The following is a 26,213-nucleotide window of genomic DNA, read 5'->3' on the forward strand; positions in this document are numbered from 1 at the left end:
GGTGCTCAGCTTCGCGACGGGCAATGCTGCCGGCGCGGTGCAGGAAGACACCACGCTCAGCGTCAGCGGCCAGTTCAGCTCGGCCGACATCGATCATGATGCCACCGCCACTTGGAGTATTGCCGGGTCAAATACCGGCACCTTTGGCTCGATCGCGGTGGACAACAGCGGCCAGTGGACCTACACGCTGGCCAATGGCACCGATGGTGTCGCCAGTGCGGTGCAGGCGCTGAAGGCGGGCGAGAGTCACAACGAAGTGTTCAGCGTGCAGGTCAGCGACGGCCTCGGCGGCGTCGACACCCAACTGGTGACCATCACCGTCAGCGGCAGCAACGACGCCGCCGTGCTGTCCTCGGCCGGCGTTACGCTGAGCGAAACCAATGCTGCGCTGACTACCGGCGGCAGCCTGACCATTAGCGATATCGACAGCCCGGAAAGCTTCCAGGCGCAGTCCAACACCGCCGGCAGCTACGGCCAGTTCTCCATCGGCACCGGCGGTGCCTGGACCTACGTCGCCAACTCCGCCCACAACGAGTTCGCCGCCGGTACCACCTACACCGACACCTTCGCGGTGAGCAGTGCCGACGGCACCCTCACGTCGGTCGCCGTGCAGATCCTCGGCACCAACGATGCCGCGGTGCTGTCCGCCGACATCGCCAACCTCACCGAGACCAATGCTGCGCTGACCACCACCGGCACCCTGACCATCAGCGACGTCGACAGCGCCGCCACCTTCGTCGCCCAAACCAACACCGCCGGCAGCTACGGTCAGTTCTCCATCGGCACCGGCGGTGCCTGGACCTACGTCGCCAACTCCGCCCACAACGAGTTCGCCGCCGGTACCACCTACACCGACACCTTCGCGGTGAGCAGTGCCGACGGCACCCTCACGTCGGTCACCGTGCAGATCCTCGGCACCAACGATGCGGCCGTGCTGTCCGCCGACATCGCCAACCTCACCGAGACCAATGCTGCGCTGACCACCGCCGGCACCCTGACCATCAGCGACGTCGACAGCGCCGCCACCTTCGTCGCCCAAACCAACACCGCCGGCAGCTACGGCCAGTTCTCCATCGGCACCGGCGGTGCCTGGACCTACGTCGCCAACTCCGCCCACAACGAGTTCGCCGCCGGTACCACCTACACCGACACCTTCGCGGTGAGCAGTGCCGATGGCACCCTCACGTCGGTCAGCGTGCAGATCCTCGGCACCAACGATGCCGCCGTGCTGTCCGCCGACATCGCCAACCTCACCGAGACCAATGCTGCGCTGACCACCGCCGGCACCCTGAGCATCAGCGACGTCGACAGCGCCGCCACCTTCGTCGCCCAAACCAACACCGCCGGCAGCTACGGCCAGTTCTCCATCGGCACCGGCGGTGCCTGGACCTACGTCGCCAACTCCGCCCACAACGAGTTCGCCGCCGGCACCACCTACACCGACAGCTTCGCGGTGAGCAGTGCCGACGGCACCCTCACGTCGGTCAGCGTGCAGATCCTCGGCACCAACGATGCCGCCGTGCTGTCCGCCGACATCGCCAACCTCACCGAGACCAATGCTGCGCTGAGCACCGCCGGCACCCTGAGCATCAGCGACGTCGACAGCGCCGCCACCTTCGTCGCCCAAACCAACACCGCCGGCAGCTACGGCCAGTTCTCCATCGGCACCGGTGGTGCCTGGACTTACGTCGCCAACTCCGCCCACAACGAGTTCGCCGCCGGTACCACCTACACCGACACCTTCGCGGTGAGCAGTGCCGACGGCACCCTCACGTCGGTCAGCGTACAGATCCTCGGCACCAACGATGCCGCCGTGCTGTCCGCCGACATCGCCAACCTCACCGAGACCAATGCTGCGCTGACCACCGCCGGCACCCTGACCATCAGCGACGTCGACAGCGCCGCCACCTTCGTCGCCCAAACCAACACCGCCGGCAGCTACGGTCAGTTCTCCATCGGCACCGGCGGTGCCTGGACCTACGTCGCCAACTCCGCCCACAACGAGTTCGCCGCCGGTACCACCTACACCGACACCTTCGCGGTGAGCAGTGCCGACGGCACCCTCACGTCGGTCGCCGTGCAGATCCTCGGCACCAACGATGCCGCGGTGCTGTCCGCCGACATCGCCAACCTCACCGAGACCAATGCTGCGCTGACCACCACCGGCACCCTGACCATCAGCGACGTCGACAGCGCCGCCACCTTCGTCGCCCAAACCAACACCGCCGGCAGCTACGGTCAGTTCTCCATCGGCACCGGCGGTGCCTGGACCTACGTCGCCAACTCCGCCCACAACGAGTTCGCCGCCGGTACCACCTACACCGACACCTTCGCGGTGAGCAGTGCCGACGGCACCCTCACGTCGGTCACCGTGCAGATCCTCGGCACCAACGATGCGGCCGTGCTGTCCGCCGACATCGCCAACCTCACCGAGACCAATGCTGCGCTGACCACCGCCGGCACCCTGACCATCAGCGACGTCGACAGCGCCGCCACCTTCGTCGCCCAAACCAACACCGCCGGCAGCTACGGCCAGTTCTCCATCGGCACCGGTGGTGCCTGGACCTACGTCGCCAACTCCGCCCACAACGAGTTCGCCGCCGGCACCACCTACACCGACAGCTTCGCGGTGAGCAGTGCCGATGGCACCCTCACGTCGGTCACCGTGCAGATCCTCGGCACCAACGATGCCGCCGTGCTGTCCGCCGCCATCGCCAACCTCACCGAGACCAATGCTGCGCTGACCACCGCCGGCACCCTGAGCATCAGCGACGTCGACAGCGCCGCCACCTTCGTCGCCCAAACCAACACCGCCGGCAGCTACGGCCAGTTCTCCATCGGCACCGGCGGTGCCTGGACCTACGTCGCCAACTCCGCCCACAACGAGTTCGCCGCCGGCACCACCTACACCGACACCTTCGCGGTGAGCAGTGCCGACGGCACCCTCACGTCGGTCAGCGTGCAGATCCTCGGCACCAACGATGCCGCCGTGTTGTCCGCCGACATCGCCAACCTCACCGAGACCAATGCTGCGCTGAGCACCGCCGGCACCCTGAGCATCAGCGACGTCGACAGCGCCGCCACCTTCGTCGCCCAAACCAACTCCGCCGGCAGCTACGGCCAGTTCTCCATCGGCACCGGCGGTGCCTGGACCTACGTCGCCAACACCGCCCACAATGAGTTCGCCGCCGGCACCACCTACACCGACACCTTCGCGGTGAGCAGTGCCGATGGCACCCTCACGTCGGTCAGCGTGCAGATCCTCGGCACCAACGATGCCGCGGTGCTGTCCGCCGCCATCGCCAACCTCACCGAGACCAATGCTGCGCTGACCACCGCCGGCACCCTGAGCATCAGCGACGTCGACAGCGCCGCCACCTTCGTCGCCCAAACCAACACCGCCGGCAGCTACGGCCAGTTCTCCATCGGCACCGGCGGTGCCTGGACCTACGTCGCCAACTCCGCCCACAACGAGTTCGCCGCCGGCACCACCTACACCGACACCTTCGCGGTGAGCAGTGCTGATGGCACCCTCACGTCGGTCAGCGTGCAGATCCTCGGCACCAACGATGCCGCGGTGCTGTCCGCCGCCATCGCCAACCTCACCGAGACCAATGCTGCGCTGACCACCGCCGGCACCCTGAGCATCAGCGACGTCGACAGCGCCGCCACCTTCGTCGCCCAAACCAACACCGCCGGCAGCTACGGCCAGTTCTCCATCGGCACCGGCGGTGCCTGGACCTACGTCGCCAACTCCGCCCACAACGAGTTCGCCGCCGGCACCACCTACACCGACACCTTCGCGGTGAGCAGTGCCGACGGCACCCTCACGTCGGTCAGCGTGCAGATCCTCGGCACCAACGATGCCGCCGTGTTGTCCGCCGCCATCGCCAACCTCACCGAGACCAATGCCGCCGTCGACATTTCCACTGCCGGCACCCTGAGCATCAGCGACGTCGACAGCGCCGCCACCTTCGTCGCCCAAACCAACACCGCCGGCAGCTACGGCCAGTTCTCCATCGGCACCGGCGGTGCCTGGACCTACGTCGCCAACTCCGCCCACAACGAGTTCGCCGCCGGCACCACCTACACCGACACCTTCGCGGTGAGCAGTGCCGATGGCACCCTCACGTCGGTCACCGTGCATATCGCCGGCAGCAACGACTCACCGACGATCACTTCCAACGGTGGTGGTGCAACGGCTTCGGTCAACGTGGCGGAGAACACCACGGCGGTCACGACAGTGGCGGCGACCGATGTTGATCTGCCTGCACAAACGCTGAGCTACAGCGTCGTCGGCGGAGCGGATGCCGCGAAGTTCTCGATCGTTTCAGGCACAGGCGTGCTGAGCTTTATCTCTGCACCCAACTTTGAAGCACCGACTGATTCGGGGGCGAACAACGTCTATGACGTGATTGTGCGGGCATCGGACGGCACGCTGTTTGACGACCAGGCGATCGCGATAACCGTGACGGGCGTCAACGACAACTCACCGGTGATCAGCTCCAACGGAGGTGGTGCAACGGCTTCGGTCAACGTGGCGGAGAACACCACGGCGGTCACGACAGTGGTGGCGACCGATGCTGATCTGCCAGCGCAGACGCTGAGTTACTCGATCCTGAATACGGCCGGGACGGACTTCAGCAAGTTCTCGATCAGTTCGAGTGGGGTGCTGACGTTCACTTCGGCGCCCGACTACGAGAATCCCCAGGATATCGGTGGCACCGACGGCGACAACGCCTACGTTGTGGACGTTCAGGTGGCCGACGGCAATGGCGGAACCGACACGCAAACCATTACGGTAAACGTGCAGAACGTCGTTGAGACGCCAGTTGATACCGTGGCTCCAACAGTGACTTCCATTACTGCGTCCCAAACGTTAGGGAACGACGGTAGCGGAAAACTAACCATCACGTTCAGTGAAGCTGTGATTAACTTCGATATCAGTGATTTCAGTGTCACCGCAGGCCGCGGAACCCTCAGCAACTTCTCCGGTAGCGGCACTACTTATACAGTGGACTTCACCAGAACCAGCAATGGCTCTGTAAAAGCCAGCGTTGCAAACACCTACACGGACTTGGCTGGTAATACGGGTGTTGCGTACACCTCTAGCTCAAATCTCCCGGCAGGTGTGGCTGGCGAACCCATCAATCTAGCCCTCAGCGTTCCGTCGACCAATATCAGCGGCCCAATAACGGTGGCCATCAGCGGTGTTCCCTCGGGATGGACGTTCAATGCAGGAACCGACAACGGCGACGGCACCTGGACAGTGCAGACCAGCGATCCCGCCGCATTGACGGTAACAACTCCAAGCGACTTCGCCGGTGCGTTGGTGCTCGATGTCAACCTGCACTGGAGCAACAGCGACGGCAGCCTAGCAAGCGCCTATGTGTTCAACAACGTCGAAGTCTATGCCCCGGGCACGCCGATCTTCGCCTTGTCCGCCGACGACAACCTGACCGGCTCGTCCGGTGCCGACACTTTCGTCTTTGCCCAGCCGATCGGCAACAACGTCATTTACAGCTTCGACGCGGCGGCGGACAAAATTGACTTGATCGGCTTCACGGGCGTCAACGATTTTGCGGATGTGAGTATCGCCAACGACGCGAACGGCAATGCCGTGCTCAGCATCAGCGCCGACCAGACGATCACGGTCAACGGCGTGGATGCGGCGGCGTTGAGCGGGGCCAACCTGCTGTTCGATGTAGACCCGGTCACGACCAATACGGGCACCATCACCATTGCCGACGGCGCGATCATGCCGTTCGGTGGCACCATCGACAACAGCGGCACCATAGCGCTCGGCTCCACCGGCCGCGGGACTGATCTCGAGATTCTGTTCCGTGGCGCGACGTTGACCGGTGGTGGGCAAGTGGTTCTGTCCGACAGCGTGCACAACGTGATCTTTGGTGGCAGCGCGGACACGGTGCTCACCAATGCCGACAACACCCTCTCGGGTGCCGGCCAGTTGGGAGCGGGGCAGATGATGCTGGTCAACTCGGGCCTGATCCTTGCCAACGGCGTCAACGCACTGGTGATCGATACCGGTAGCAACGCCGTCACCAACACTGGCGTGCTGCAAGCCAGCGGCAGCGGCGGATTGGTGATTGAAAGTGCGCTCGTCAACAGCGGTAGCCTGTGGGCGAACGATGGCAACATCACCGTCCACGGAGATGCCAGTGGCGCGGGAAGCGCGACTATCAGCGGTTCGGCAACGCTGGAATTCGGTGCTGCCTCCGATCAGCATGTGACGTTCGACAGCGGCGCGGCAGGCACGCTCAAGCTCGATGTGTCGGCGGCGTTCAGTGGCAGCGTCAGCGGTTTTGCCGCAGGTGACAAGCTGGACTTTGGCGATGTTGCGTTTGGCGCCAATACGCAGATCACCTATGCAGCCAACGACACAGGCACCGGCGGCCTGCTGATCGTGAACGACGGCGCGCATGCGACGCAGGTCGCGATCAATGGCCAATACGCGGCGGCGGGTTTGCAGGCGAACGCCGAGGGCAGCGGCAGTGAACTGGCCTACGATGCAGCGGCGGCAAACCACACGATGCTGGGCGGCCTGGCCAACGACACTCTGGTCGGCGGTGCGGGTGACGATCTGTTCTTCGGCGGGCTGGGCAACGACATGCTCAACGGCGGTCTCGGCAACGATACCTTCGCGTTTGCCGCTGCAGGCTTCGGCAATGACTCGATCCAGGGCTTCGATGTCGATCCGGCCGGAGGGCAGGACCTGCTCAATATCGCGGGGCTGGGGATCAGCAGCGAGACGTTCGCTGCCAACGTGAGCATTGCGGCTGACGGGGCGGACACGGTGATCGGGATCGGAATGGACTCTATTCGCCTTGTCGGTGTCAGCAGTGCAGGTATCGATCAAGCGGACTTTATCCTGTCGGCATGATGCTTTTTCAGCTGGCCGTACGTTGCTACGCGGTTGCCGACCCCATCGCGGATAAATCCGCGATGGGGGGCTCTGCGAGGTGTTTTTTGCGTGAGGTGCAGGGTGGGGGACATTCTGCTAATCCCATTTATGGCGAGAGTAGCGACCCTGTTTCACCGACGTTTTTGGCAGGATCTGCTTGCCCTGAGACGACATGAGTTTAACGGGGCGAGAAGGGTAATGCCGATCAGTCAGGCCACAACGCAATCCGTAGCAGCTGGCGTAGTCTGCGTCCGGCTGCGCAGCCGTCGTAAAATCAGCGTTCGCGGTACGTCAGAGAGATCGTGCAAGCCGGATTTACGACTGCTGCGCAGCCGGACGCAGCCTTCGGCAGCTGCTACAAGGAAGGCGTAGCGGGTTCGCCTGATTGATCGGCAGGCCGCTTTTGGCGGTGAATGGGTCAGGTTTCAGGCTTTCGCCAACCACGCCTGCTGACGAGCGCGAACGGAAGCGGACATGTCGGATTCGCCAACCAGTTCGGCATAGACACCTGGAGCTGTGGCGCCCTCAGTGCTTATCAAAAGAATCCGTGACTGAGCGTCGATGCCGACTTCAGCGGCACGGCTTGGCGAGTCTGTGATGCGTATCAGGCCTGCAAGCCCCGCAACGGCCGATTCACCTGCTTCCAGTGGAATGTCCCGCTGGCTGCCGGCCGCGAGGCGACGCATAGCATTGACCGCTTCGTGGTCTTGAATCGTCATGAAAAAATCGACAGCCATGCACTACTCTCATTGGCTTTCTCGACGCTCATAATGTTTTTTAGGGTGTCGGGATGGGCCTGGAATTTTGCGTCAGGGTTGGCAATCAACATAGCGGTTTCCTTTGTGCAAAGCAGGGCCGTCGCCACCGGGTCTGGCCGGTGGCGGGTGAGTTTTTTGGGGAGATGGCGTGATTCTCAAGGGTGCCATACCGTAACCTCCCGATCAGAGTTCTTTCAGGAAGCCCAGCAGTAGCTCATTGACCTTTGTCGCGCGTTCTTGCTGTATCCAGTGGCCGGCCTCTTCGAGGATATGACACCCGCGCAATCCCGGCAGTGTCTGCGCGAAGGCTTCGATTTGCCGCGGGGAACTCGGAAACTTCAGTACGTCATCGCGCTGCCCGGCAATGAACATCGACGGCTGCCGGATAATGCAACCGTGCCAAGGTGCCAGCAGTGTCCATGAGCGCGTTATGTTGCGGTACCAGTTCAAGCCGCCGCGAAATCCGCTGCGGGTGAATTCGCGGGTGTAGTAGGCAATATCCTCATGGCTCAGCCAGGCTGGCAAGGTCTCGGGCTCGATCATCCCTTCCAGGAAGCCCTGGCCCGGCTGCAGCAGGCCGAATATCGGCCGATCAGGCCCGTCACCCGAGCCACTGAAGTAGATGCGCCGGAGCGACGACTCGACGTCCCTTTCCAACTCGGCCTCGGCCACACCCGGCGTCTGGAAATACTGGATGTAGAAGTTGCTGATACCCCGCGAGGCAAGTGCGCTGAGGAACTCCACGTGCCCCCGTGGCGAGAAGGGAACGCTCATGCCGACCACTGCGCGGAACAGATCGGGTCGCAACAATGCTGCGCTCCAGGCCACCAGCGCGCCCCAGTCATGGCCGACGATCACGGCTTGCTGTTCGCCGAGTGAGTTGACCAACTCGACCATGTCGCCTACCAGATGGAGTGCGGTGTAGGCGTCGAGTTCGGCCGGCGCATCTGTGCCGCCATAGCCGCGCATGTCGGGCGCTACCGCTCTATAGCCGGCGGCCGCCAGCGCAGCAAGCTGGTGGCGCCACGAGTACCACAGCTCCGGGAAGCCATGGCATAGCAAGACCAGTGGGCCGGAACCTTGCATGGCTACCTGCATGCGGATGCCATTGATGTCGAGCATTTGGAGGTGTGGCTCGTTCATGTGCGCTTCCTGCAATTCAAGCGATGGCTTCCAGCAACCGCGGCAGACTCGCCAGAGCCTGCTGCCTGCTGACTGAGAGCCGATGCAGCTGTGCCAGTTTCTCGGTGTCGGTTTCTTGCAGGCCCCTGACCACCGTAGTCAGAAAGAATAAGCGCGACTGCTTGATCCAGCGGGTCAGGCCTTCATGCTCTCCCCAGCGTAGTTGGTTTCCCAGGTAGACCGCCCACATTCTTATCCAGTCCGTGGGAACGTGAGGCGGGGGGACCATGGTGCAAAGCGCATTCATTTCCGCTTGATCGGCCAGGTGGCTTTCCACGTAAGCGATCAAGGCCGCGCTGAACACGGGTTGGCAACTGCTTACCATCAACAGGTTAATCTTGCCGCCGTCGAACACCTTCATTTCAGGCAGTGACGGGATGGCACTGGCGCTGCAGTCAATGTGCAGGGCATCCGGGCTCGTGGCGATGCTGCCTTGCTCGAGCACGATGCGTGTTGGCTCGATAACCCGCACCCTTCCCAGGCGCACAATGTTGTCGATGCGTCGAAGCTCACGTAATTCCGCCTGTGTGACGGTGGCGCAGCGGTAAGCGGTGGGTTCGACGGACTTGTCCATGCGCAGGAGCTGGCCCGCCGCCTCAAGCCTGGAGAACAGGTCCGGGATCGAGTCTGCGGCGGCCATGGCCTCAAATTGTGCCGTGAGGCCGCGGATTGTTCGTTCGAAGCTGTCGAGACCAGGTTGCAGGTTGGCCCGGTCGATCAACCAAGGATCGTTCGGCACGATCCAGCAGATTTTTGCGGGTGCAATACCGTTTTGCAGACACCACAGGCAAGCGTCGATCCCGGTCTTGCCCGATCCCGCCACGACGTAGCTGGAGTGTGGGTGCTGGATCTTCGGCAGATTGTTCAGTGGCACGCATTGCACGCCGGGCTCCACCCTGTATTTGGGCGGGTGGGTCGAGGGAACCGCCGTCTGGGCATGGGTGGCGTCTACCACCTTTTTGTGCACCTGGACCTGATGCTTTGCGCCGCTGACCAGCGAGGAAAAGCGATGGTCGTCAATGCGGTCGCCGGTGTAGTTGCACATGGGGAAGTAACGGACTCGACCTGACGGCAGAAACTGCTGATTCATCACCTGGTCGAAGTAGCTCACTACCTCGGCGCCGGAGGCTAGCTCATACAAACCCTCGTTCAGCCCCGCCTGGTCCTTCGTTCCGCTGCCCAGTTCGCGTGAGTTGACGCCATAGAAGGCCGAGGGCTGGTGCAGCCGGACGAACGGGTAGGCATCATTCCAGTGTCCGCCCGGTCGGTCGTGTCGATCCACCATCACGATGCGTGCATTCGTTTCCTTGAGCAGCGTATCGACGAAAGCCATGGCCGTGGCGCCAGCCCCGATGATCAGGTAGTCGGTCTCGATCAGATTTGCGTCCATATGCTTTCGCCTTACTGAAGGTTGCCCCCCTCGAGCTTCCTAGATTAGCTACCTGTGCCGGGCCAAATAGAACGAATGCGCCTCACACGCATAACCAATGGAATTAATAGCTGCAGCCTGAGTGATGGCTCACCCGTCGTTCCAGGTTTTGCTGTTTCGATCCAGTCCCGGCTCCGGGCAGACCTCTGCCGCTCTGCAATTCACAGCTTGTAGCCAATCTGTCGCAACAGGTTTTTGCGCCACAGGATGTCTTCATCGCCTTCAATGTCATTGGCACAAAAACCGTCCACTACGCCCAGGATCGCTCGCCCTTGTTCCGTCTCAGCGAGAATCACTTCGGTTGGATTGGCTGTTGCACAAAAAATACGGCATACCTCTGGAACCATTTTTATGGTGTTCAACACGTTCAGCGGATAGAAACCGTCGCCCAGGAAAATGATGAAGCTATGGCCGGCGGCGATGGCTTTCGCATTCTTCTGCGCCAGTTCAATCATTGAGGTATCGGTGCCAGACCATCGCACCAGGCATTTGCCAGAGGCCTCACAAAAGGCCACGCCAAACTGGATACCTGGCACGGCATTAACCAGCGCTTCGTGGATGTCCTCGACGGACTTGATGAAGTGCGTCTGACCCAAAATGAAGTTCGTCGCATCCGGCTTTTCGATTTTCAACGTGATGAGTTGCATCTCAAACGCCTCCTTCCACGATGTTGCTAGCAGAGTCTGGCAACAAACCAAGCATAGCTACTCATTTGTTATTGCTCCGTCCACTGACTGCTTCTGGCTGTGGATCCAACCGGGGGATTTGTGATTGATCGGTCATGCGGGATTGGGGGGTGTATCGCGGTGGACCTAGCGAATGCCGGTACCTGCCATGGTCTCCGGCACCCACTGCGCCGTCGAAAGCGGCTCGATGTAGTGGATGCCGCCATGCGGGCCTACCACGCCATTGATGTTATAGGTGCCAAGCGACAGGTCATACGTCATGAAAGGGGTGGCATCCGGGACCTGCTGGTCATAGCTCTGGCTGAAGAATGCGAAGGAGCCACGGTAAAGCTGGCCACTGGTGTCGTACTGATCGGAGGCCAGGGCGGCCCAGGTATCTTCATCCAGGTAAAAGCGGCGTTTCTGGTAGATGTGCTTTGCCCCGGGTTTGAGGTTGCCCTCCACGACGTAGACCCGGTGCTTTTCCCAGCGTACGAAATCCGGGGCAATGAAATTTGGCGTGGTCAGCGATTTTGCATCGCGGACGTAGGTCAGTTTGTAGGTGTTGTAGGGCACGATCATTTCTTGCTTGCCCACCAGCGTCCAGTCATACAGCTCGAGTGCTCGGGCGGTACCGGGGTTGGGTGTGTCGTAGGCCAGGATCGAAATCTGTTTGACGCGGCGCTGGGCAGGCATGTACTGCCAGGCACGGCCAGGATACTGCACCGGGTTGCTGGCGTTCTTGAGCATGATCGACTCACCGGCCCGGCGCGCAGGTCCCGTATAGGACAGTTTCAACTGATGGTAAATGTCGGAGTTGTTGAAGGGCTTCGACAGGTTCTCGTAAATCGGGAAGGAGACGAATGCCTCGCCGGTGACAGCCAGGCTCGGCACCCCCGCCGAGTCGACGTTCCAGGAGTCGTACTTGGAGTGGATGTTGACACCCTGGTAGCGCAGCAGGAAGTTCCACATCGCTTCGGCGCCTGATTGCGGGATCGGGAATGGCACTCCGGGCATGACATTGTCGATGGCTATCCCGCCGTTGAGGGACTTGGCGTTGGTGGCATTAATGCGACTGTTGTCCAGTATCGCCTGGGGGAGCGATGCGGTGCGGTGGGTTGGATACACGTCGATGCGGTAGCCGGGGTAGCGTTTGGCCAACGCTACGGTGGTGGCGGTCAGCATGCCTTTGTACGAATCGACGTTCTTGCCGTTGATCACCAGCAACGGTTTTTCGCCCGCAAAGGGGTCCGGGCGCATGCTGTCGCCGGCCTTGAAGCTGGCCGGGGCAGTGGTCAGGCCACCGTTGTAGGGCGGAATGGAGCCATCGGCATTGCCGGTTTTTTCGGCACCCATCAACGTCAGGCTGGTGCCCAGCCGGGCGGCTTCCTGACTCGATACATAGGCTTGAGCATCAATGGCCAGCGCCATGAAGAGTGGGGCAGCCAAAACACTTTTCACGAATTTCATATTGTTATTCTCCTGCCTGGCGTACCAGGCAACTCGTGACTCAGGCGCATCTGTCGGCTCAAAGGCCAACCAGACCGGTTCAATCGCCAGAGGCTTTTTCAGTACTGCCATTAAAGAGCCCCCGTGTCGGGGGCGCTTTTCATTCGACGACAGTCTCTTGGCTATTCATGACAGGCCCGGAACTCCCCCGTGGGCACGGCAGGTGAGCGTGACCATCGTTTGGCTGTATTTCCCTGAGGAATCATTAGGTTACTAAATGGTCATAACCATACGGCTAAGCGCTGCCCGGATGAAAACTTCGAGCAGCCATACCCCTTCCAAATCTCTAACGTTTAGGACCTTCCTATGAATCGCGCAATCATCATGATCCTGGCTATTTTCAGCTCCGTCCTGTTGGGAGGCTGCGCCCCTCACTGGGATGATGGAGAAAGGTACGGCGGATATCACAACCATGATCATCGACGTGGTTACTACCAAGGGGATGACGATGATCAAGGCTATAACCGTCAATATGATCATCGTGACTATGATCGACGCGACTATGATCGCGATCACCGTCGCTACCGCGATCGCGACGACAACGACGACTGATGCATCAGCGTCCTGGTAAGGTGGGGATTGTTTGATCAGCTTCCGCGCCCACTACCGGAACGACCTCGTTTGCCTGGTAGCAATGGCATAGGACGACGGTGCGGCGAGGCGTTGTTTTTCGGTAATGCTGGCTTAATTCTGATTCGATGAGATCGCACGTTCCCGGATGCGTAAGGCAGCCGGGAACGTGTGTTCAACCGATTGTTTGTACGATTTGCGCCGACTACACTACTGCCCATGAAACGCTATCTGCGGTTTTTCCTCATTTTCATGCTTAGCCTGGCGCTTCCCCTCAGCGGGATGGCGGGCGTTCAGGCAGCGGCAGAACCGTGCCCGATGAAGACGATGGGCATGGCGATGATGGACGACATGGGGATGGACTGCTGCAACGATATGAAAAGTCCTTCCGAGCACGGCAAGCCTTGTAAGCCGGGCCAGGAATGCAAGACGGGAGGGATGCTGCAAGTCTCGATCCTCAAACCTCCTGTGACGATCTTCCGCCCCGAAGTGATTTCCTTTTTCAGCGACTCCCTGCCCGTACAAACCCCGTCCGGGGTATGGCGACCCCCTCGCGTTTGATTCCTGCACTCCATTGAGCCTTATTCCGCATTAGCGGGATGGACTGGCTGTGCGCATGTCTTTTGACGCGTGCAGTGGATGATTACAGGAATCGTAAACATGAACTCCAAGTGCTATTGCACAGGTTGGTCCCTTGTGGCCGGCCTGGCGGCAAGCGTACTGGCATTGCCGAGCCTCGCCGCCGCATTGACGCTCGATGAAGCGTTGCGACTTGCCGAAACCAATGCGCCGTCGCTGACCGCCCAAGACGCCAAAATTCAGGCTGCCAGCAGCGCAGCCATTCCAGCCGGTGAACTGCCTGACCCAAAGCTGCTACTGGGGGTGCAGAACTACCCCGTGGGTGGTCCTGATCGCTGGAGCATCGACCAGGACTTCATGACCATGCAAATGGTCGGGGTCAGACAAGAAATGCCGAACAGCGCCAAGCGCAAAGCGCGCATTGAAGTTGCCGATGCGGCTGTGGATCGAGCATCTGCGGAGCGTCGCGTTGAGCGATTGAACGTTCGCCAGTCCACCGCATTGGCCTGGATCAGCAGCTTTTCAATTGAACGTAAAGATGCGCTGTTCCAGGACTTCTACAAAGAAAACCGCCTGTTGGCCGAGACCGTCCGCGCCAGGATTGCCGGTGGCCGAGCTCAACCCGCCGATGCGGTAACGCCCAAGCAGGAAGCGGCTCAACTGGCAGAGCAGCAGGACGATCTGATTCGACAGAGATCACAGGCCCGGGCAGCCCTCAAGCGCTGGATTGGCGCCGCCGCTAACGACAAACCTGTGGGCCGCTTGCCTGAATGGCCTGTCGATACCTCAGACTATTCCCATAAGCTGCAACACCATCCAGAGTTGGCAGCCTATGCGCCGATGACCCGCGAAGCACAAGCCAAGGTGCGGGAAGCAGAAACGCAGAAGCAGTCGGACTGGAGCTGGGAACTGGATTACCAGCACCGTGGCCGTGAGTTTGGCGACATGGTCAGCGTGCAGCTTTCATGGGACCTGCCGCTGTTTCCTGACACTCGCCAAAACCCCAAAATTGCAGCTCAACAGGCTGAACTCGGTCAGCTTGAGGCCGAACGCGAGGCCCTGGTCCGCGAGCATACCCAGCAACTGGAGAGCGAACTGGCTGACTATGAGCGTCTGAATCGTGCTGTGCGCCGAAACCAGGAAAGCCTGGTGCCGCTGGCCAGGGAAAAGGTAGAACTCAGCATGGCCAGTTACCGTGCCGGTAAAGGCGAATTGAGCGCCGTGGTTGCCGCCCGACGTGAACTCATCGAGGCGCGACTCAAGCAGATCGACGCGGAAGAGCAGCGGGCGCTGAGCAGTGCGCGTCTGTATTTTGCTTATGGGGAGTCCAGCCAATGATCCTTAAAAAATGGAGTGGAGCATTACTGGTAGGCATCTCGCTGGCCTTGGGGGGTGCCGGTGGATACTGGTTCGCTCAACAGCGTGTGAGCACAGTACCCGTGACCGCCCCGGAGAAGGGCCCTGATTCACCGGATGAACGCAAGGTTCTGTACTGGTATGACCCCATGTACCCGCAGCAAAAGTTCGATAAGCCGGGTAAGTCTCCCTTCATGGACATGCAACTGGTTCCTCAGTACGCCAGCGGCGCGGGGGATCGTGCTTCCGTCAGTATCGATCCAGGTCTGAGCCAGAATCTCGGTCTGCGCTTTGCCACAGTCACCCGTGGCATCTTTGACTCCAGCCTCGAGGTGAGCGGTGTCCTGGCGTTCAACGAACGTGATGTCGCGGTGATCCAGGCACGCACAGCGGGTTTCGTGGAACGGGTCTATGCCCATGCTCCCGGTGATGTGCTCAAGGCCAATGCGCCGTTGGCGGATATCCTGGTGCCGGAATGGGCCGCCGCCCAGACAGAGTTCGTTGCCCTCAGGCGCAACGGTGATGCTGAGCTGTTGGCTGCCGCCCGCCAGCGACTGCGGCTCACAGGGATGCCGGCAACACTGATTACTCAGGTAGAGCGTGGCGGTAAGGTTCAGCCCTACCTGACGCTCACCAGCCCCATTGGCGGTGTGCTGCAAGAACTGAATATACGTGCCGGTATGACCGTGGCGGCTGGCGAGACTCTGGCCCGCGTCAATGGCCTGAGTAGTGTCTGGCTAGCCGTGGCAGTTCCCGAATCGGATGCCGGATCTATCACCGTGGGGCAGGCGGTCGAAGCGCGTCTGCCGGCCTTCCCCGGGAAAATACTCAGTGGCGAAGTCAGCGCGATTTTGCCCGAGACCAATCCGGACAGTCGCACCCTTCGCGTGCGGGTGGAACTGCCCAATCCGGACGGGCGCCTCAGGCCGGGTTTGACCGCGCAGGTACGCCTGAGCCGCTCGACTGAGAACGGTGTGTTGTGGGTGCCGAGCGAGGCGGTCATTCGCACTGGCCGACGTGCCTTGGTGATGCTTGCCGAAGACGTCGGTCGATACCGTCCGGTGGAGGTGCAGCCCGGGCAGGAAAGCGATGGCAAGACGGCGATACTGAAGGGGCTGGAAGAAGGCCAGAAGGTTGTTACGTCCGGCCAGTTTCTGCTCGACTCGGAAGCCAGTCTCAAGGGCATTGTTGCAAGCTCGCAGGAAGAGTCAGCACCCAATGCAGCAGCCCCCGGTTTGCATGAGGCGGATGGGCAGATCGTCGAGATCAACGACAAAGAAGTCACACTCGCCCATGGCCCCTTCAAGACACTGGGCATGCCTGGCATGACGATGACGTTCCCACTCGCCAGTCCGGCGCTGAGGCAGGGGCTCAAACCGGGCGACAAGGTTCGGGTTGCGGTGAGCCAGACGGATGACGGTTTGCGTGTCGAACGCCTGGAAAAATCGGGGAGCCAACCATGATCGCTGCCCTGATTCGTTGGTCGGTAGCCAACCGATTCCTCGTGCTGTTGGCGACCTTGTTCGTCACGGCCTGGGGTCTCTGGTCAGTGCAAAGCACACCCATTGATGCGCTGCCGGATCTCTCCGATGTGCAAGTGATCATCCGCACCCCTTATCCGGGACAAGCGCCGCAGATTGTCGAAAACCAGGTGACCTACCCGTTGGCCACCACCATGCTCTCGGTACCGGGCGCCAAGACCGTGCGTGGTTATTCCTTCTTTGGCGACAGCTTTGTCTATGTGCTGTTCGAAGACGGTACTGACTTGTACTGGGCCCGGTCGCGTGTGCTGGAATACCTGAGCCAGATACAAAGTCGCTTGCCGGCCAGCGCCAAACCGGCGTTGGGGCCGGATGCGACGGGCGTCGGCTGGATCTATCAGTACGCACTGGTAGATCGCAGTGGCGGACACGACCTGGCGCAATTGCGCGCATTGCAGGACTGGTTCTTGAAGTTTGAACTCAAGACTTTGCCGAACGTTGCGGAAGTGGCAACGGTGGGTGGCATGGTCAAGCAGTACCAGGTGCAACTTGATCCGCTCAAGCTGGCCAGTCTTGGCATCACTCTGGCAGAGGTGAGCGACGCTATCGGCAAAGCCAACCAGGAAACCGGAGGGGCCGTACTGGAGATGGCGGAGACCGAGTTCATCGTGCGGGCTTCCGGCTACCTGAAGACGCTCAATGACTTTCGCGCGATCCCGCTCAAGTTGGGGTCGGGGAGTGTGCCGGTGACCCTTGGCGATGTCGCCACGATTCAGTTGGGACCGGAAATGCGGCGCGGCATCTCCGAGCTCGACGGCGAAGGCGAGACGGTCGGCGGCGTGGTGATATTGCGCAGCGGCAAGAACGCTCGCGAGACCATTGCAGCAGTCAAGACCAGGCTCGACGAACTGAAAAGCAGTTTGCCGGCCGGAGTGGAAGTCGTCCCCACTTACGACCGCAGCAAGCTGATCGACCGCGCGGTGGAAAACCTCGGTCACAAGCTGATCGAAGAGTTCATCGTCGTCGCGTTGGTCTGCGGGGTCTTTCTCTGGCACTTGCGCTCATCCCTTGTGGCAATCATTTCGCTGCCGGTGGGGGTGCTGATTGCCTTCATCGTCATGCGCTACCAGGGAATCAACGCCAACATCATGTCCCTGGGCGGGATAGCCATCGCCATCGGTGCCATGGTCGATGCCGCCGTGGTGATGATCGAGAACGCCCACAAGAAGATTGAGGCCTGGCACGTGGCCAATCCAGGAGAGGAGCTGAGGGGCGAACGTCATTGGCATGTAATGACCGAAGCGGCGGCAGAGGTAGGGCCGGCACTGTTCTTCTGTTTGTTGATCATCACCCTGTCGTTCATTCCGGTGTTCACCCTGGAAGCACAAGAGGGGCGGCTGTTCGGTCCACTGGCTTTCACCAAAACCTATGCCATGGCCGCAGCGGCGGGATTGTCAGTGACCCTGGTGCCCGTGCTCATGGGCTACTGGATTCGCGGACGGATTCCCAGTGAACAACAGAACCCGTTGAACCGCTGGTTGATCAGGATCTACCAGCCAGCCCTGGACGCCGTCTTGCGTCGACCCAGGATCACGCTGCTGGTGGCGCTGCTGGTTTTTGTCAGCGCGCTATGGCCAATGTCTCGCCTGGGTGGCGAGTTTCTCCCGGCGTTGGACGAGGGCGACCTGCTCTATATGCCATCGGCCCTGCCGGGATTGTCGGCGCAGAAAGCGGCGCAACTGCTGCAACAGACCGATCGCTTGATCAAGACCGTTCCAGAGGTCGAACACGTCTTCGGTAAAGCTGGCCGTGCCGAAACCGCGACAGACCCGGCGCCACTGGAAATGTTCGAAACCACCATTCAGTTCAAGCCGCAGGAGCAATGGCGACCAGGCATGACCCAGGAAAAACTGGTGGAAGAACTGGATCGCGTGGTGCGCGTTCCTGGTTTGACCAACATCTGGATACCGCCGATTCGCAACCGTATCGACATGCTGGCTACGGGGATCAAGAGCCCCATCGGTGTGAAGGTTGCCGGCACCAACCTGACGGAGATCGATGCCGTGACTCAGGCGGTCGAGCGGGTGGCCAAAGATGTGCCCGGTGTCAGTTCGGCTCTGGCCGAGCGCCTGACCGGTGGTCGCTATATAGACGTGGACATCGACCGCAAGGCCGCCGCCCGCTATGGGCTGAACATCGCCGATGTGCAATCCATCGTGGCCGGTGCCATAGGGGGTGAAAACGTAGGGGAGACCATTGAAGGGCTTGCGCGTTTCCCGATCAACGTACGTTATCCACGTGAGTGGCGCGACTCGCCAGGTGCCTTGGAGCAATTGCCGATCTACACCTCGTCAGGCAGCCAGATCACCCTCGGCACAGTGGCAAAGATCAAGATTACGGACGGTCCGCCGATGCTCAAGAGCGAGAACGCGCGTCCTTCAGGCTGGGTGTACATCGATGTGCGAGGTCGGGACATTGCCTCGGTGGTCGCCGATCTGCGTCGAGTCGTCAATCAACAGGTCAAGTTGCAGCCAGGCATGAGCCTGAGCTACTCGGGGCAGTTCGAGTTTCTCGAAAGGGCAAACGCACGCCTGAAACTGGTGGTGCCTGCCACGCTGTTGATCATCTTCGTGTTGCTCTACCTGACGTTCGCTCGCTTCGATGAGGCCTTGTTGATCATGGCCACTCTGCCGTTTGCACTGACGGGAGGGGCGTGGTTCCTCTACCTGTTGGGGTTCAATCTGTCGGTGGCCACGGGGGTCGGTTTTATCGCGCTGGCCGGTGTTTCTGCCGAGTTTGGCGTCATCATGCTGCTCTATTTGAAGAATGCCTGGGCCGAACGTGAAGACCTTGGCGACAGCACTGAGCGCGGGTTGCTGGCAGCGATTCGCGAAGGCGCTGTGCAGCGCGTTCGCCCCAAGGCCATGACCGTCGCCGTGATCATTGCGGGTCTGTTACCCATCCTGCTGGGCAGCGGAACCGGCAGCGAGGTGATGAGCCGCATCGCCGCGCCCATGGTCGGCGGTATGGTCACGGCCCCCTTGCTTTCCCTGTTTGTCATTCCGGCAGCCTATCGCCTGATGCGCCGCCGACACCTGATTGCTGAACCCACTCACCACCAAGGAAAAGTCATATGAAACTGATCCGGATCGCCGTTGCAGGCACCCTCGTTACGCTGTCTCTTTCGGCCCTGGCAGAAGACATGCCGGGCATGAAAATGGACGGCATGGAAGGCATGCAGATGAAGCAGGAAACAAAGCAGACTCCAGTGGCCAACGCCAACGGAACGATCAAGGCTATCGATACGACGAAGCATACGGTGACCATCTCTCACGGCGCTGTACCAGCCGTGCAATGGCCACCGATGACCATGGCCTTCTCCGTAACGGAAGACCAACTGACAGGGCTGACGGCCGGAGACCGCGTAGCGTTTTCCTTTCGGCTAGAGGGCGGCAAAGCCACGATTGTGTCTATTCAAAAGTGAAACGACAGTGGTGAAAATGACCGACACGCTTTGTCGTGCCGGTCATTACCAATGGATCTACTCGCCAACCTCGGCAGCATCCACATCGGTATTGTCATGACCGCCATCCTCGAAGGGCTGCAATCGTGAGAAACCACAGGACCAAGGCAGTCGCACTTATCAACGCACCCAGCAGGCTGACTGCACTCCAGCCCCATAGCGCATAAACCTGCGTCGCGGCCGCGGCACCCAGCGCGCTGCCTACCGAGTAAAAGCACATATAGGCACCGACCATGCGACTTTGGGCGTCGGGTCGTGCAGCAAAGATGAGGCTCTGGTTTGTGACGTGCACGGCTTGCACCGCGAAGTCGAGCACGATGACTCCACACACCAGCGCGATCAGCGACGTCTCGGCATAACTGATGGGCAACCAGGAAAGCGTCAGGATCGCCAGGGAAATGCCGGTCACGCGTTGCCCGAAACCTTGATCGGCCCAGCGACCGGATCTTCTGGCAGCCAGGGCACCGGCGACGCCGGCCAAGCCAAACATGCCAATGGCCGTATGCGAAAGCGACAGTGGCGGGGCGCTTAACGGCAGGACCATAGAGGTCCATAGCACGGAAAAAGCGGCAAAGATCAGTAAGGCCAGCAGGCCTCTGATCCGCAACACCGGTTCGGTGATGAACAGCATGAACAGCGAGCGGATGAGCGCTGGGTAGGTGTATTGATTGTGTGGTGATACGACGGGAGGAAGCACTTTGCAGAACACCGCCGCGATGATCAGCATCAATCCTGAGGACACGAAATAGACGGCGCGCCAGCCCGCCAGATCGGCAATCAACCCGGAGGTAAACCGCGCCAGAAGAATGCCCAGGACAATACCGCTGGTGACGGTTCCTACAGCTTGTCCACGTTGTGACGGCGTTGCCAACACGGCGGTATAGGCCACCAACACTTGAACCACCACTGCCAACAAGCCCACAGCGATCATGGCTGCCAACAGGGTCAGCCAGTGCTGTGCGGCGCCGGCCCCTGCCAACGCAACCGCAGACAACAGCACTTGGGTCAGAATCAGCCACTTTCGGTTTAACAAGTCGCCCAGAGGAACGATGAACAGCAACCCCAACGCGTAACCCACCTGAGTCGCCGTCACCACAACCCCAATCATCGAAGTGGCTACATCCAGGCTCTGAGCCATTGAATCGAGTAGCGGTTGTGCGAAGTAAACGTTGGCGACCGCGAGCGCGCAGGTGACAGAAAATAAAAGCGTGAGTGATGGAGAAAGCCCCGGAGACCGGGCTGCATTGCTGATCTCTCCGCTATTGGCATGCCTGGCTGAAGGTTGGGTGATTGAGTCGGTCTCTGCTGTCATGTGAGCCTCCGTGGCGTTAAACTGGTTTCAATTAAAAACTTGATTCGATTGTTGTCGCATAAGGTTTCAAATTGCAACCACATTCCTCGGGGTTGAACGATAGACTTGGCAGTCCTTATCCAAAAGGTAAATACAATGGTTGAAGACGCTTCATCGCAAAGCACCGAATGCCCGGTAGCAAGAACACTGGAGGTCATTGGGGATCGATGGTCGCTCATGATCATCCGCGACGCGTTTGACGACATTCGCCGATTCAGCGAATTTCAGAAGAGCTTGGGGGTGGCCAAAAATATTCTGGCATCGCGACTGAAAACCTTGGTTGAAGTCGGTGTATTCGACGTTCGACCGGCATCAGACGGAAGTGCCTACAAGGAGTACGTCCTTACGGACAAAGGACGTGAGATATTTCCGGTTGTGGTCAGCATGAGGCAGTGGGGCGAGCGTTTCCTGTTCAAGCGGCAAGAGACGCGTTCTGTGTTGTTGGACAATGAACTCGGCCAGCCTCTGATGCCGATTGAAGTTCGCTCCTCGAGCGGTCAAAAGCTCGGACCCTCCGATTGCCACAGAGTCAGACTTGTTGCAGGCGAGCCGTGAATCAATCAAAAAATTACCGATGAATCGTTCTTCAAAGGAGGTATCCATGGCATCAGGACAATGTCTTTGCGGGGCTGTACGTTTTTCCCTGGGGGTTGAACCAGGATTTTATTATCGCTGCCATTGCACCTTATGCCGCAAGCAAACCGGGGTCGGCCATAACCTCGCCACGCTGGTCAAATCCAGCGACTTTCGATGGGAAGAAGGGCAGGGTGCAATCACCAGTTGGCGCAAAGCCAGCGGGTACAGAAATGACTTTTGCTCTGGATGTGGCTCGACCGTGCCTAATGCTCTGCGCGAGACGCCTTACTACTGGATTCCGCTTGGACTTCTCGATGGTGAGCTGAGCATGGAGTGTGTTGGAGATTTCTGCACCGATGACGCTATGCCATGGGATGAGCAACGCTCGGAAAGAAGTCATCGCGCAGCCCCGGATTCACTTGAATTTCTTTTGCAGGAACTTCAGGTCAGCATTGATTGACTCAAGGGCCTGGTCGGCATAGGGACGAATGGGAAGCCTGGAGGGATCGCATGGCATACAACTACCCCGAAAAACTGCTCGATATACAAGCCCGGCTGTTCCGATTGGGCCTCACGCTAGCCTAATCACCATCCCTACCGTGATCGTTACGATTACCCGGAAAACCCTGGCGTTCGATTATTCCAAAATTTACGGGCATGCACCCAGTCGATGTTGAACTACTCTTTTCTTGCCAGTTCCCAATGAGGAGCTCGCCATGTGCGGCTAGCCGTTAACAAAGCCTGTTGAAAATTTTCCGTTTTTTGGCTCGCTCGCCTTGAAGGACACCCCCTTGGACCCTTGGGGGCGAGTGCGCTGTTCAATAATTACGCAAAAGATGTGTGTAACGAAATCGATTGAGAGCCGGCCCGAGTAGTCAGGCTGTCGGCTCATGTAGGTTTCGCGCCACTTCAAGGTTGACTGTCCACTGGCGGATGCCTGGTTCAGGTGTCCAATTCTCCTGGCGCGACGGGAGGCATGCGATGCGGCAACCCAAGATCGTAATCGTCGGTGCAGGATTGGTTGGCGGATCAGCAGCCCTGTTTGCGGCCGTGGCTATTCCGAGCGCCGAGATCGTCATCATCGATGTCGCGCGAGTACGGGCCGAAGGGCAGACGCTGGACCTCACCCATGCAGCAGCATTCTGGGGGCACAATCGCTTCTATGCCGGTGATTACGAGAACGCACGCGACGCGGACATCATCGTAATCACCGCTGGTGTAGGTCTGAAGCAAGGGCAGACTCGTCTGGACTTGGCCAGAACCAATGCGGCCATTGCAGCGGAAGTTGTGGATCGCACTGCACCGTTGGCCCCAGATGCGATCTACGTAATCGCGACCAACCCCTGCGATGTGTTGACCAGTGTCGTTTTTGACCGCCTGCGTTGCGCGCGCGAGCGCGTTATCAGCACCGGCACCTCCCTCGATACCGGGCGACTGCGATCGCTGCTCTCCGAGCGGCTGGGCGTCGTGGCGCCTGCGATTCACGCCTACGTTCTCGGCGAACACGGCGAATCCGCGGTGATCGACTGGTCCGGCGCGACGGTCTCCGGAATGCCCCTCGATATGTTCCTGATCAGGAGCGGTAAAGAGTTGGGGCCTGCCAGCCGCGATTTGATCCTGCGCTCCGTGCACGAGGCAGCCACGCTCATCAAGGAAGGCAAGGGCGCCACCCACTATGGAGTCGCCAGTGCGATTGGGCGAATTTGCCAGGCCATCGTACATAACACCGATCTCATTCTGCCGGTCGCTGTCGTGCATGCTGAAGTCGAAGGCGTACCGGAGGTGTGTTTGTCGCTGCCGATGGTGGTCAATGGCAGAGGTGCGCAGTTACTGGCTTATCCGGAACTCGGCCCCATCGAGCGCGAGGCCTTGCAGCGCAGTGCGTGCATCGTCAAAGAGGCAACCGACAGCGTGCTTCTCGCCCGTTAGGGAAATTGCGCACGCTCTGAATAAACCGAACAGTGCCGCCAAGAGGTTTATATCATGGCTGTATTACCCGCAAAGGATTCGCAACCTGCAAGCCCAGCCACGACGAAACCGACGCCATCGGAAGGGCATCTCAGTAATGTCTGGAAATTTCTCGTCCCGGTGGGCATGGGTATCGTCCTCTGGTTCCTGCCGGCGCCGGCTGGCCTCGACGTGAAGGCGTGGCACATGTTCGCCGTGTTCGTCGCCACCATCGCCGGCATCATGACCGCCCCTCTTCCGATGTCGGCGGTAGCCATCATCAGCGCCACGGTGGGCGTGCTGGTTGGCGTCGTGTCCTTTGCCGACGTCACCAAATCCACGGGGACGGACCTCGTCTGGCTGGTGATGCTCGCCTTCTTTATCTCCCGAGGCGTGATCAAGACAGGACTGGGGCACCGCATCGCACTCCTGTTCATGCGGCTGCTGGGCAAGCGAACCCTGGGGCTGGGTTATGGACTGGTCATGACTGAACTCCTGATCTCGCCCGCCATGCCCAGCATCACCGCTCGCGCCGGTGGGGTGATGCTGCCGATTACCCGAGCGATGTCGGAGGTCCTCGGCAGCCATGCCGATGACCCTGAATCGCGCGGCAAGGTGGGGAACTATCTGATCCTCTGTGCCTTCCACGCCAACATCATCACCGCAGGCATGTTCATCACGGCGATGGCAGGAAATCCCCTGGCCGTCAAGATGGCCGCAGACCAAGGCGTCTCAATCAGTTGGCTCGAATGGGCGGTGGCAGCATCAGTTCCCGGTTTGCTGTGCCTTGCCCTCATTCCGGTAGCCTTGCTGTGGATTGTCCGGCCGCAGATTCGCCAGACACCCGATGCGAAGGCCCTGGCACAGAGAGAACTCGTAGCAATGGGGCCCATCTCGGCCAAGGAAATCATCATGGCGGTGATCTTCGTTGGCTTGCTGGTGCTTTGGATTTTCGGTGAGGATCTGAAAATCGGAGCGACGCTGGCGGCGGCTCTCGGTGTCTCGTTGCTGTTCATCACTGGCGTACTGACCTGGCAGGATGCCCTTAATGAGAAATCCGCCTGGGACACCATGATCTGGATCGGCCTGCTGATCATGCTGGCCTCCAAACTCAATGAGTACGGCATGGTTTCGTGGTTCGGCAAGGAGTTCGGGGCACACCTGGAGGGTTTCCCGAGGCTGGCTGTCTATATGCTGGTGGCGGCGATCTATTGCTACATCCATTATTTCTTCGCTAGCGCCACGGCACATATCAGTGCTCTGTTTCCCCTCTGCATGGCGCTTATGGTCGCTGCCGGCATCCCGCCATTCACTGCAGCGGTCGCTCTCGGCATCCTGAGCAGCGTCAACGGTTGTCTAACCCAATACGGCATCGGTTCCGGGCCGGTCATGTTCGGTGCCGGTTACGTCACCCAGGGGGAATGGTGGAAGACCGGTTTCTTGATGAGCCTCATCTACATGGTTATCTGGCTGGTCGTCGGCCCGCTTTGGTGGCAGTTGCTTGGACATGTTTGAGACGGCACCGGAGAATAGAAGTAGCCAGCCACCTGATTGAGAAGAGCGGTACCGCGTTGCGACACTGGGTGCGCTATCTGTTGACACCTATGTACGGATACGCAGCAGTCGAGGAACTGGAGATGGATCAATCATCGCGCGTCGACCTGTTACCAGTCGGGTCAGGTCAGAGCCTCTACGGTGAAGGAGTATGGTAAAGCAACGTCTGCTCCTGGCCGATTCCTGCCTATCGTGAAGGGCAGAAATCGACCCGTAGCGGTCGCTCAAAACTTCTTTTCACTATGAAGGGAATCCCCCTACACGCGCATTCCCATCTCGAGTGCACGTGTCTCAAACCCCAACTCTGTGTACATGCGCGTGGCTCGTGCATTGAACGTCCACACAGACAGCCTTATGTCTTGGGCGTTGTTCTCGATTGCCCAATTTTGAACGAGTTGTACCAGGTTTCGACCAATGCCTTTCCCCCAAAAATGCTCGGCTACACACACCGATCCGATACGAACAATAGCCAGTGGTTGCATCAGCGGCCCGGAGCTTATCGACAGGCTGGCAGAAATGAAGGCTGCGACCTGGTGACCGACATTCGCAATGAATACAACCTGACCCGGCTTCTCGAAAAAACTCATCCAGTGAGGAAGGTCACGCGAAAAGTCTTGGGTGGCAGCTGCATAAATATCGGGTCGGGCAGCGTGATGTACCGCGTTAAGCAACTGGCCCAACTCACAAATGGTCAGTGCATCCTCTACGGTTGCCGTTCGGTACGTAATGACTTCATCCATGATGCGCAACTCTCCTTGAATGTGTTGGTGCTCCGCAAGACTCCCGGTCTTTGTCTCATAGCGAGGAGGAA

General features: G+C 59.9%; 18 protein-coding genes and 3 pseudogenes. 14 read left to right on the forward strand and 7 right to left on the reverse strand.

Annotated elements, in window-relative coordinates:
- Positions 1 to 25 precede the first annotated feature (25 nt).
- From ABIA48_RS25595 to ABIA48_RS25610, 4 genes and pseudogenes are all read left to right on the forward strand, one after another.
- Positions 26 to 1,789: pseudogene (locus ABIA48_RS25595) on the forward strand (beta strand repeat-containing protein); the annotation flags it as partial.
- Positions 1,790 to 1,834: 45 nt separating this feature from the next.
- A pseudogene (locus ABIA48_RS25600) lies at positions 1,835 to 3,259 on the forward strand (beta strand repeat-containing protein); the annotation flags it as partial.
- A 45-nt stretch (positions 3,260 to 3,304) separates the two neighbouring features.
- A pseudogene (locus ABIA48_RS25605) lies at positions 3,305 to 4,747 on the forward strand (VCBS domain-containing protein); the annotation flags it as partial.
- Between the two features lie 1,803 nt (positions 4,748 to 6,550).
- On the forward strand, positions 6,551 to 6,901 hold the full coding sequence (locus tag ABIA48_RS25610; RefSeq protein WP_429492944.1) for a calcium-binding protein: 351 nt from the start codon (positions 6,551 to 6,553) through the stop codon (positions 6,899 to 6,901).
- A gap of 446 nt (positions 6,902 to 7,347) precedes the next feature.
- On the opposite strand, the gene ABIA48_RS25615 is transcribed toward ABIA48_RS25610, so the two are convergent.
- The 5 genes from ABIA48_RS25615 to ABIA48_RS25635 all read right to left on the reverse strand — a co-directional run bounded on the left by ABIA48_RS25615 (position 7,348) and on the right by ABIA48_RS25635 (position 12,426).
- Positions 7,348 to 7,659, reverse strand: coding sequence for a hypothetical protein (locus tag ABIA48_RS25615; protein WP_429492232.1), 312 nt, complete (start codon positions 7,657 to 7,659; stop codon positions 7,348 to 7,350).
- Between the two features lie 204 nt (positions 7,660 to 7,863).
- Positions 7,864 to 8,823 (reverse strand): alpha/beta fold hydrolase, encoded by a 960-nt coding sequence (locus tag ABIA48_RS25620; protein ID WP_429492234.1) that lies wholly within the window; start codon positions 8,821 to 8,823, stop codon positions 7,864 to 7,866.
- Positions 8,824 to 8,839: 16 nt separating this feature from the next.
- Entirely contained in the window at positions 8,840 to 10,252 is a 1,413-nt protein-coding gene (locus ABIA48_RS25625; RefSeq protein ID WP_429492236.1) for an NAD(P)-binding protein, read from the reverse strand.
- Positions 10,253 to 10,452: 200 nt separating this feature from the next.
- A complete protein-coding gene (locus ABIA48_RS25630; protein WP_429492238.1) occupies positions 10,453 to 10,938 on the reverse strand; it encodes an adenosine-specific kinase in 486 nt (161 codons plus the stop codon).
- 165 nt (positions 10,939 to 11,103) lie between these two features.
- Positions 11,104 to 12,426: a DUF1329 domain-containing protein gene (locus ABIA48_RS25635; protein ID WP_429492240.1), complete on the reverse strand. Its 1,323-nt coding sequence runs from the start codon at positions 12,424 to 12,426 to the stop codon at positions 11,104 to 11,106.
- A 345-nt stretch (positions 12,427 to 12,771) separates the two neighbouring features.
- On the opposite strand from ABIA48_RS25635, the gene ABIA48_RS25640 reads away from it, so the two are divergent.
- The 6 genes from ABIA48_RS25640 (at position 12,772) to ABIA48_RS25665 (ending at position 19,935) form a co-directional block, all read left to right on the forward strand.
- Positions 12,772 to 13,017, forward strand: a complete 246-nt coding sequence (locus ABIA48_RS25640) for a hypothetical protein (RefSeq protein ID WP_429492242.1) — start codon at positions 12,772 to 12,774, stop codon at positions 13,015 to 13,017.
- A 237-nt stretch (positions 13,018 to 13,254) separates the two neighbouring features.
- Entirely contained in the window at positions 13,255 to 13,596 is a 342-nt protein-coding gene (locus ABIA48_RS25645; protein WP_429492244.1) for a hypothetical protein, read from the forward strand.
- A gap of 99 nt (positions 13,597 to 13,695) precedes the next feature.
- Entirely contained in the window at positions 13,696 to 14,952 is a 1,257-nt protein-coding gene (locus ABIA48_RS25650) for a TolC family protein (RefSeq protein WP_429492246.1), read from the forward strand.
- Positions 14,949 to 16,433 carry an efflux RND transporter periplasmic adaptor subunit gene (locus ABIA48_RS25655; RefSeq protein ID WP_429492248.1) on the forward strand — a complete coding sequence of 495 codons (1,485 nt, stop codon included), beginning with the start codon at positions 14,949 to 14,951 and terminating at the stop codon, positions 16,431 to 16,433. Before ABIA48_RS25650 ends, ABIA48_RS25655 begins: the two co-directional genes overlap by 4 nt.
- Positions 16,430 to 19,588: an efflux RND transporter permease subunit gene (locus tag ABIA48_RS25660; RefSeq protein ID WP_429492250.1), complete on the forward strand. Its 3,159-nt coding sequence runs from the start codon at positions 16,430 to 16,432 to the stop codon at positions 19,586 to 19,588. Before ABIA48_RS25655 ends, ABIA48_RS25660 begins: the two co-directional genes overlap by 4 nt.
- Entirely contained in the window at positions 19,585 to 19,935 is a 351-nt protein-coding gene (locus tag ABIA48_RS25665; protein ID WP_429492252.1) for a copper-binding protein, read from the forward strand. The genes ABIA48_RS25660 and ABIA48_RS25665 overlap by 4 nt, the downstream gene beginning before the upstream one ends.
- 94 nt (positions 19,936 to 20,029) lie before the next feature.
- Here the strand turns inward: ABIA48_RS25665 and ABIA48_RS25670 are convergent, their stop codons facing one another.
- On the reverse strand, positions 20,030 to 21,286 hold the full coding sequence (locus ABIA48_RS25670; RefSeq protein WP_429492254.1) for an MFS transporter: 1,257 nt from the start codon (positions 21,284 to 21,286) through the stop codon (positions 20,030 to 20,032).
- A 135-nt stretch (positions 21,287 to 21,421) separates the two neighbouring features.
- Here ABIA48_RS25670 and ABIA48_RS25675 point away from each other — a divergent pair, with 135 nt between their 5' ends.
- The 4 genes from ABIA48_RS25675 (at position 21,422) to ABIA48_RS25690 (ending at position 25,363) form a co-directional block, all read left to right on the forward strand.
- Positions 21,422 to 21,880: a winged helix-turn-helix transcriptional regulator gene (locus ABIA48_RS25675; protein ID WP_429492256.1), complete on the forward strand. Its 459-nt coding sequence runs from the start codon at positions 21,422 to 21,424 to the stop codon at positions 21,878 to 21,880.
- 46 nt (positions 21,881 to 21,926) lie between these two features.
- Positions 21,927 to 22,361 carry a GFA family protein gene (locus ABIA48_RS25680; protein ID WP_429492258.1) on the forward strand — a complete coding sequence of 145 codons (435 nt, stop codon included), beginning with the start codon at positions 21,927 to 21,929 and terminating at the stop codon, positions 22,359 to 22,361.
- Between the two features lie 521 nt (positions 22,362 to 22,882).
- The gene (locus ABIA48_RS25685; RefSeq protein ID WP_429492259.1) at positions 22,883 to 23,830 is read left to right on the forward strand and encodes a lactate/malate family dehydrogenase; all 948 of its coding nucleotides are present in this window, start codon (positions 22,883 to 22,885) and stop codon (positions 23,828 to 23,830) included.
- A gap of 54 nt (positions 23,831 to 23,884) precedes the next feature.
- Positions 23,885 to 25,363: a DASS family sodium-coupled anion symporter gene (locus tag ABIA48_RS25690; protein ID WP_429492261.1), complete on the forward strand. Its 1,479-nt coding sequence runs from the start codon at positions 23,885 to 23,887 to the stop codon at positions 25,361 to 25,363.
- Positions 25,364 to 25,659: 296 nt separating this feature from the next.
- Here the strand turns inward: ABIA48_RS25690 and ABIA48_RS25695 are convergent, their stop codons facing one another.
- Positions 25,660 to 26,142: a GNAT family N-acetyltransferase gene (locus ABIA48_RS25695; RefSeq protein ID WP_429492263.1), complete on the reverse strand. Its 483-nt coding sequence runs from the start codon at positions 26,140 to 26,142 to the stop codon at positions 25,660 to 25,662.
- Between the last annotated feature and the right edge of the window lie 71 nt (positions 26,143 to 26,213).

The organism is Pseudomonas sp. S30_BP2TU TE3576 (assembly GCF_050436025.1).
Taxonomy (GTDB): domain Bacteria; phylum Pseudomonadota; class Gammaproteobacteria; order Pseudomonadales; family Pseudomonadaceae; genus Aquipseudomonas.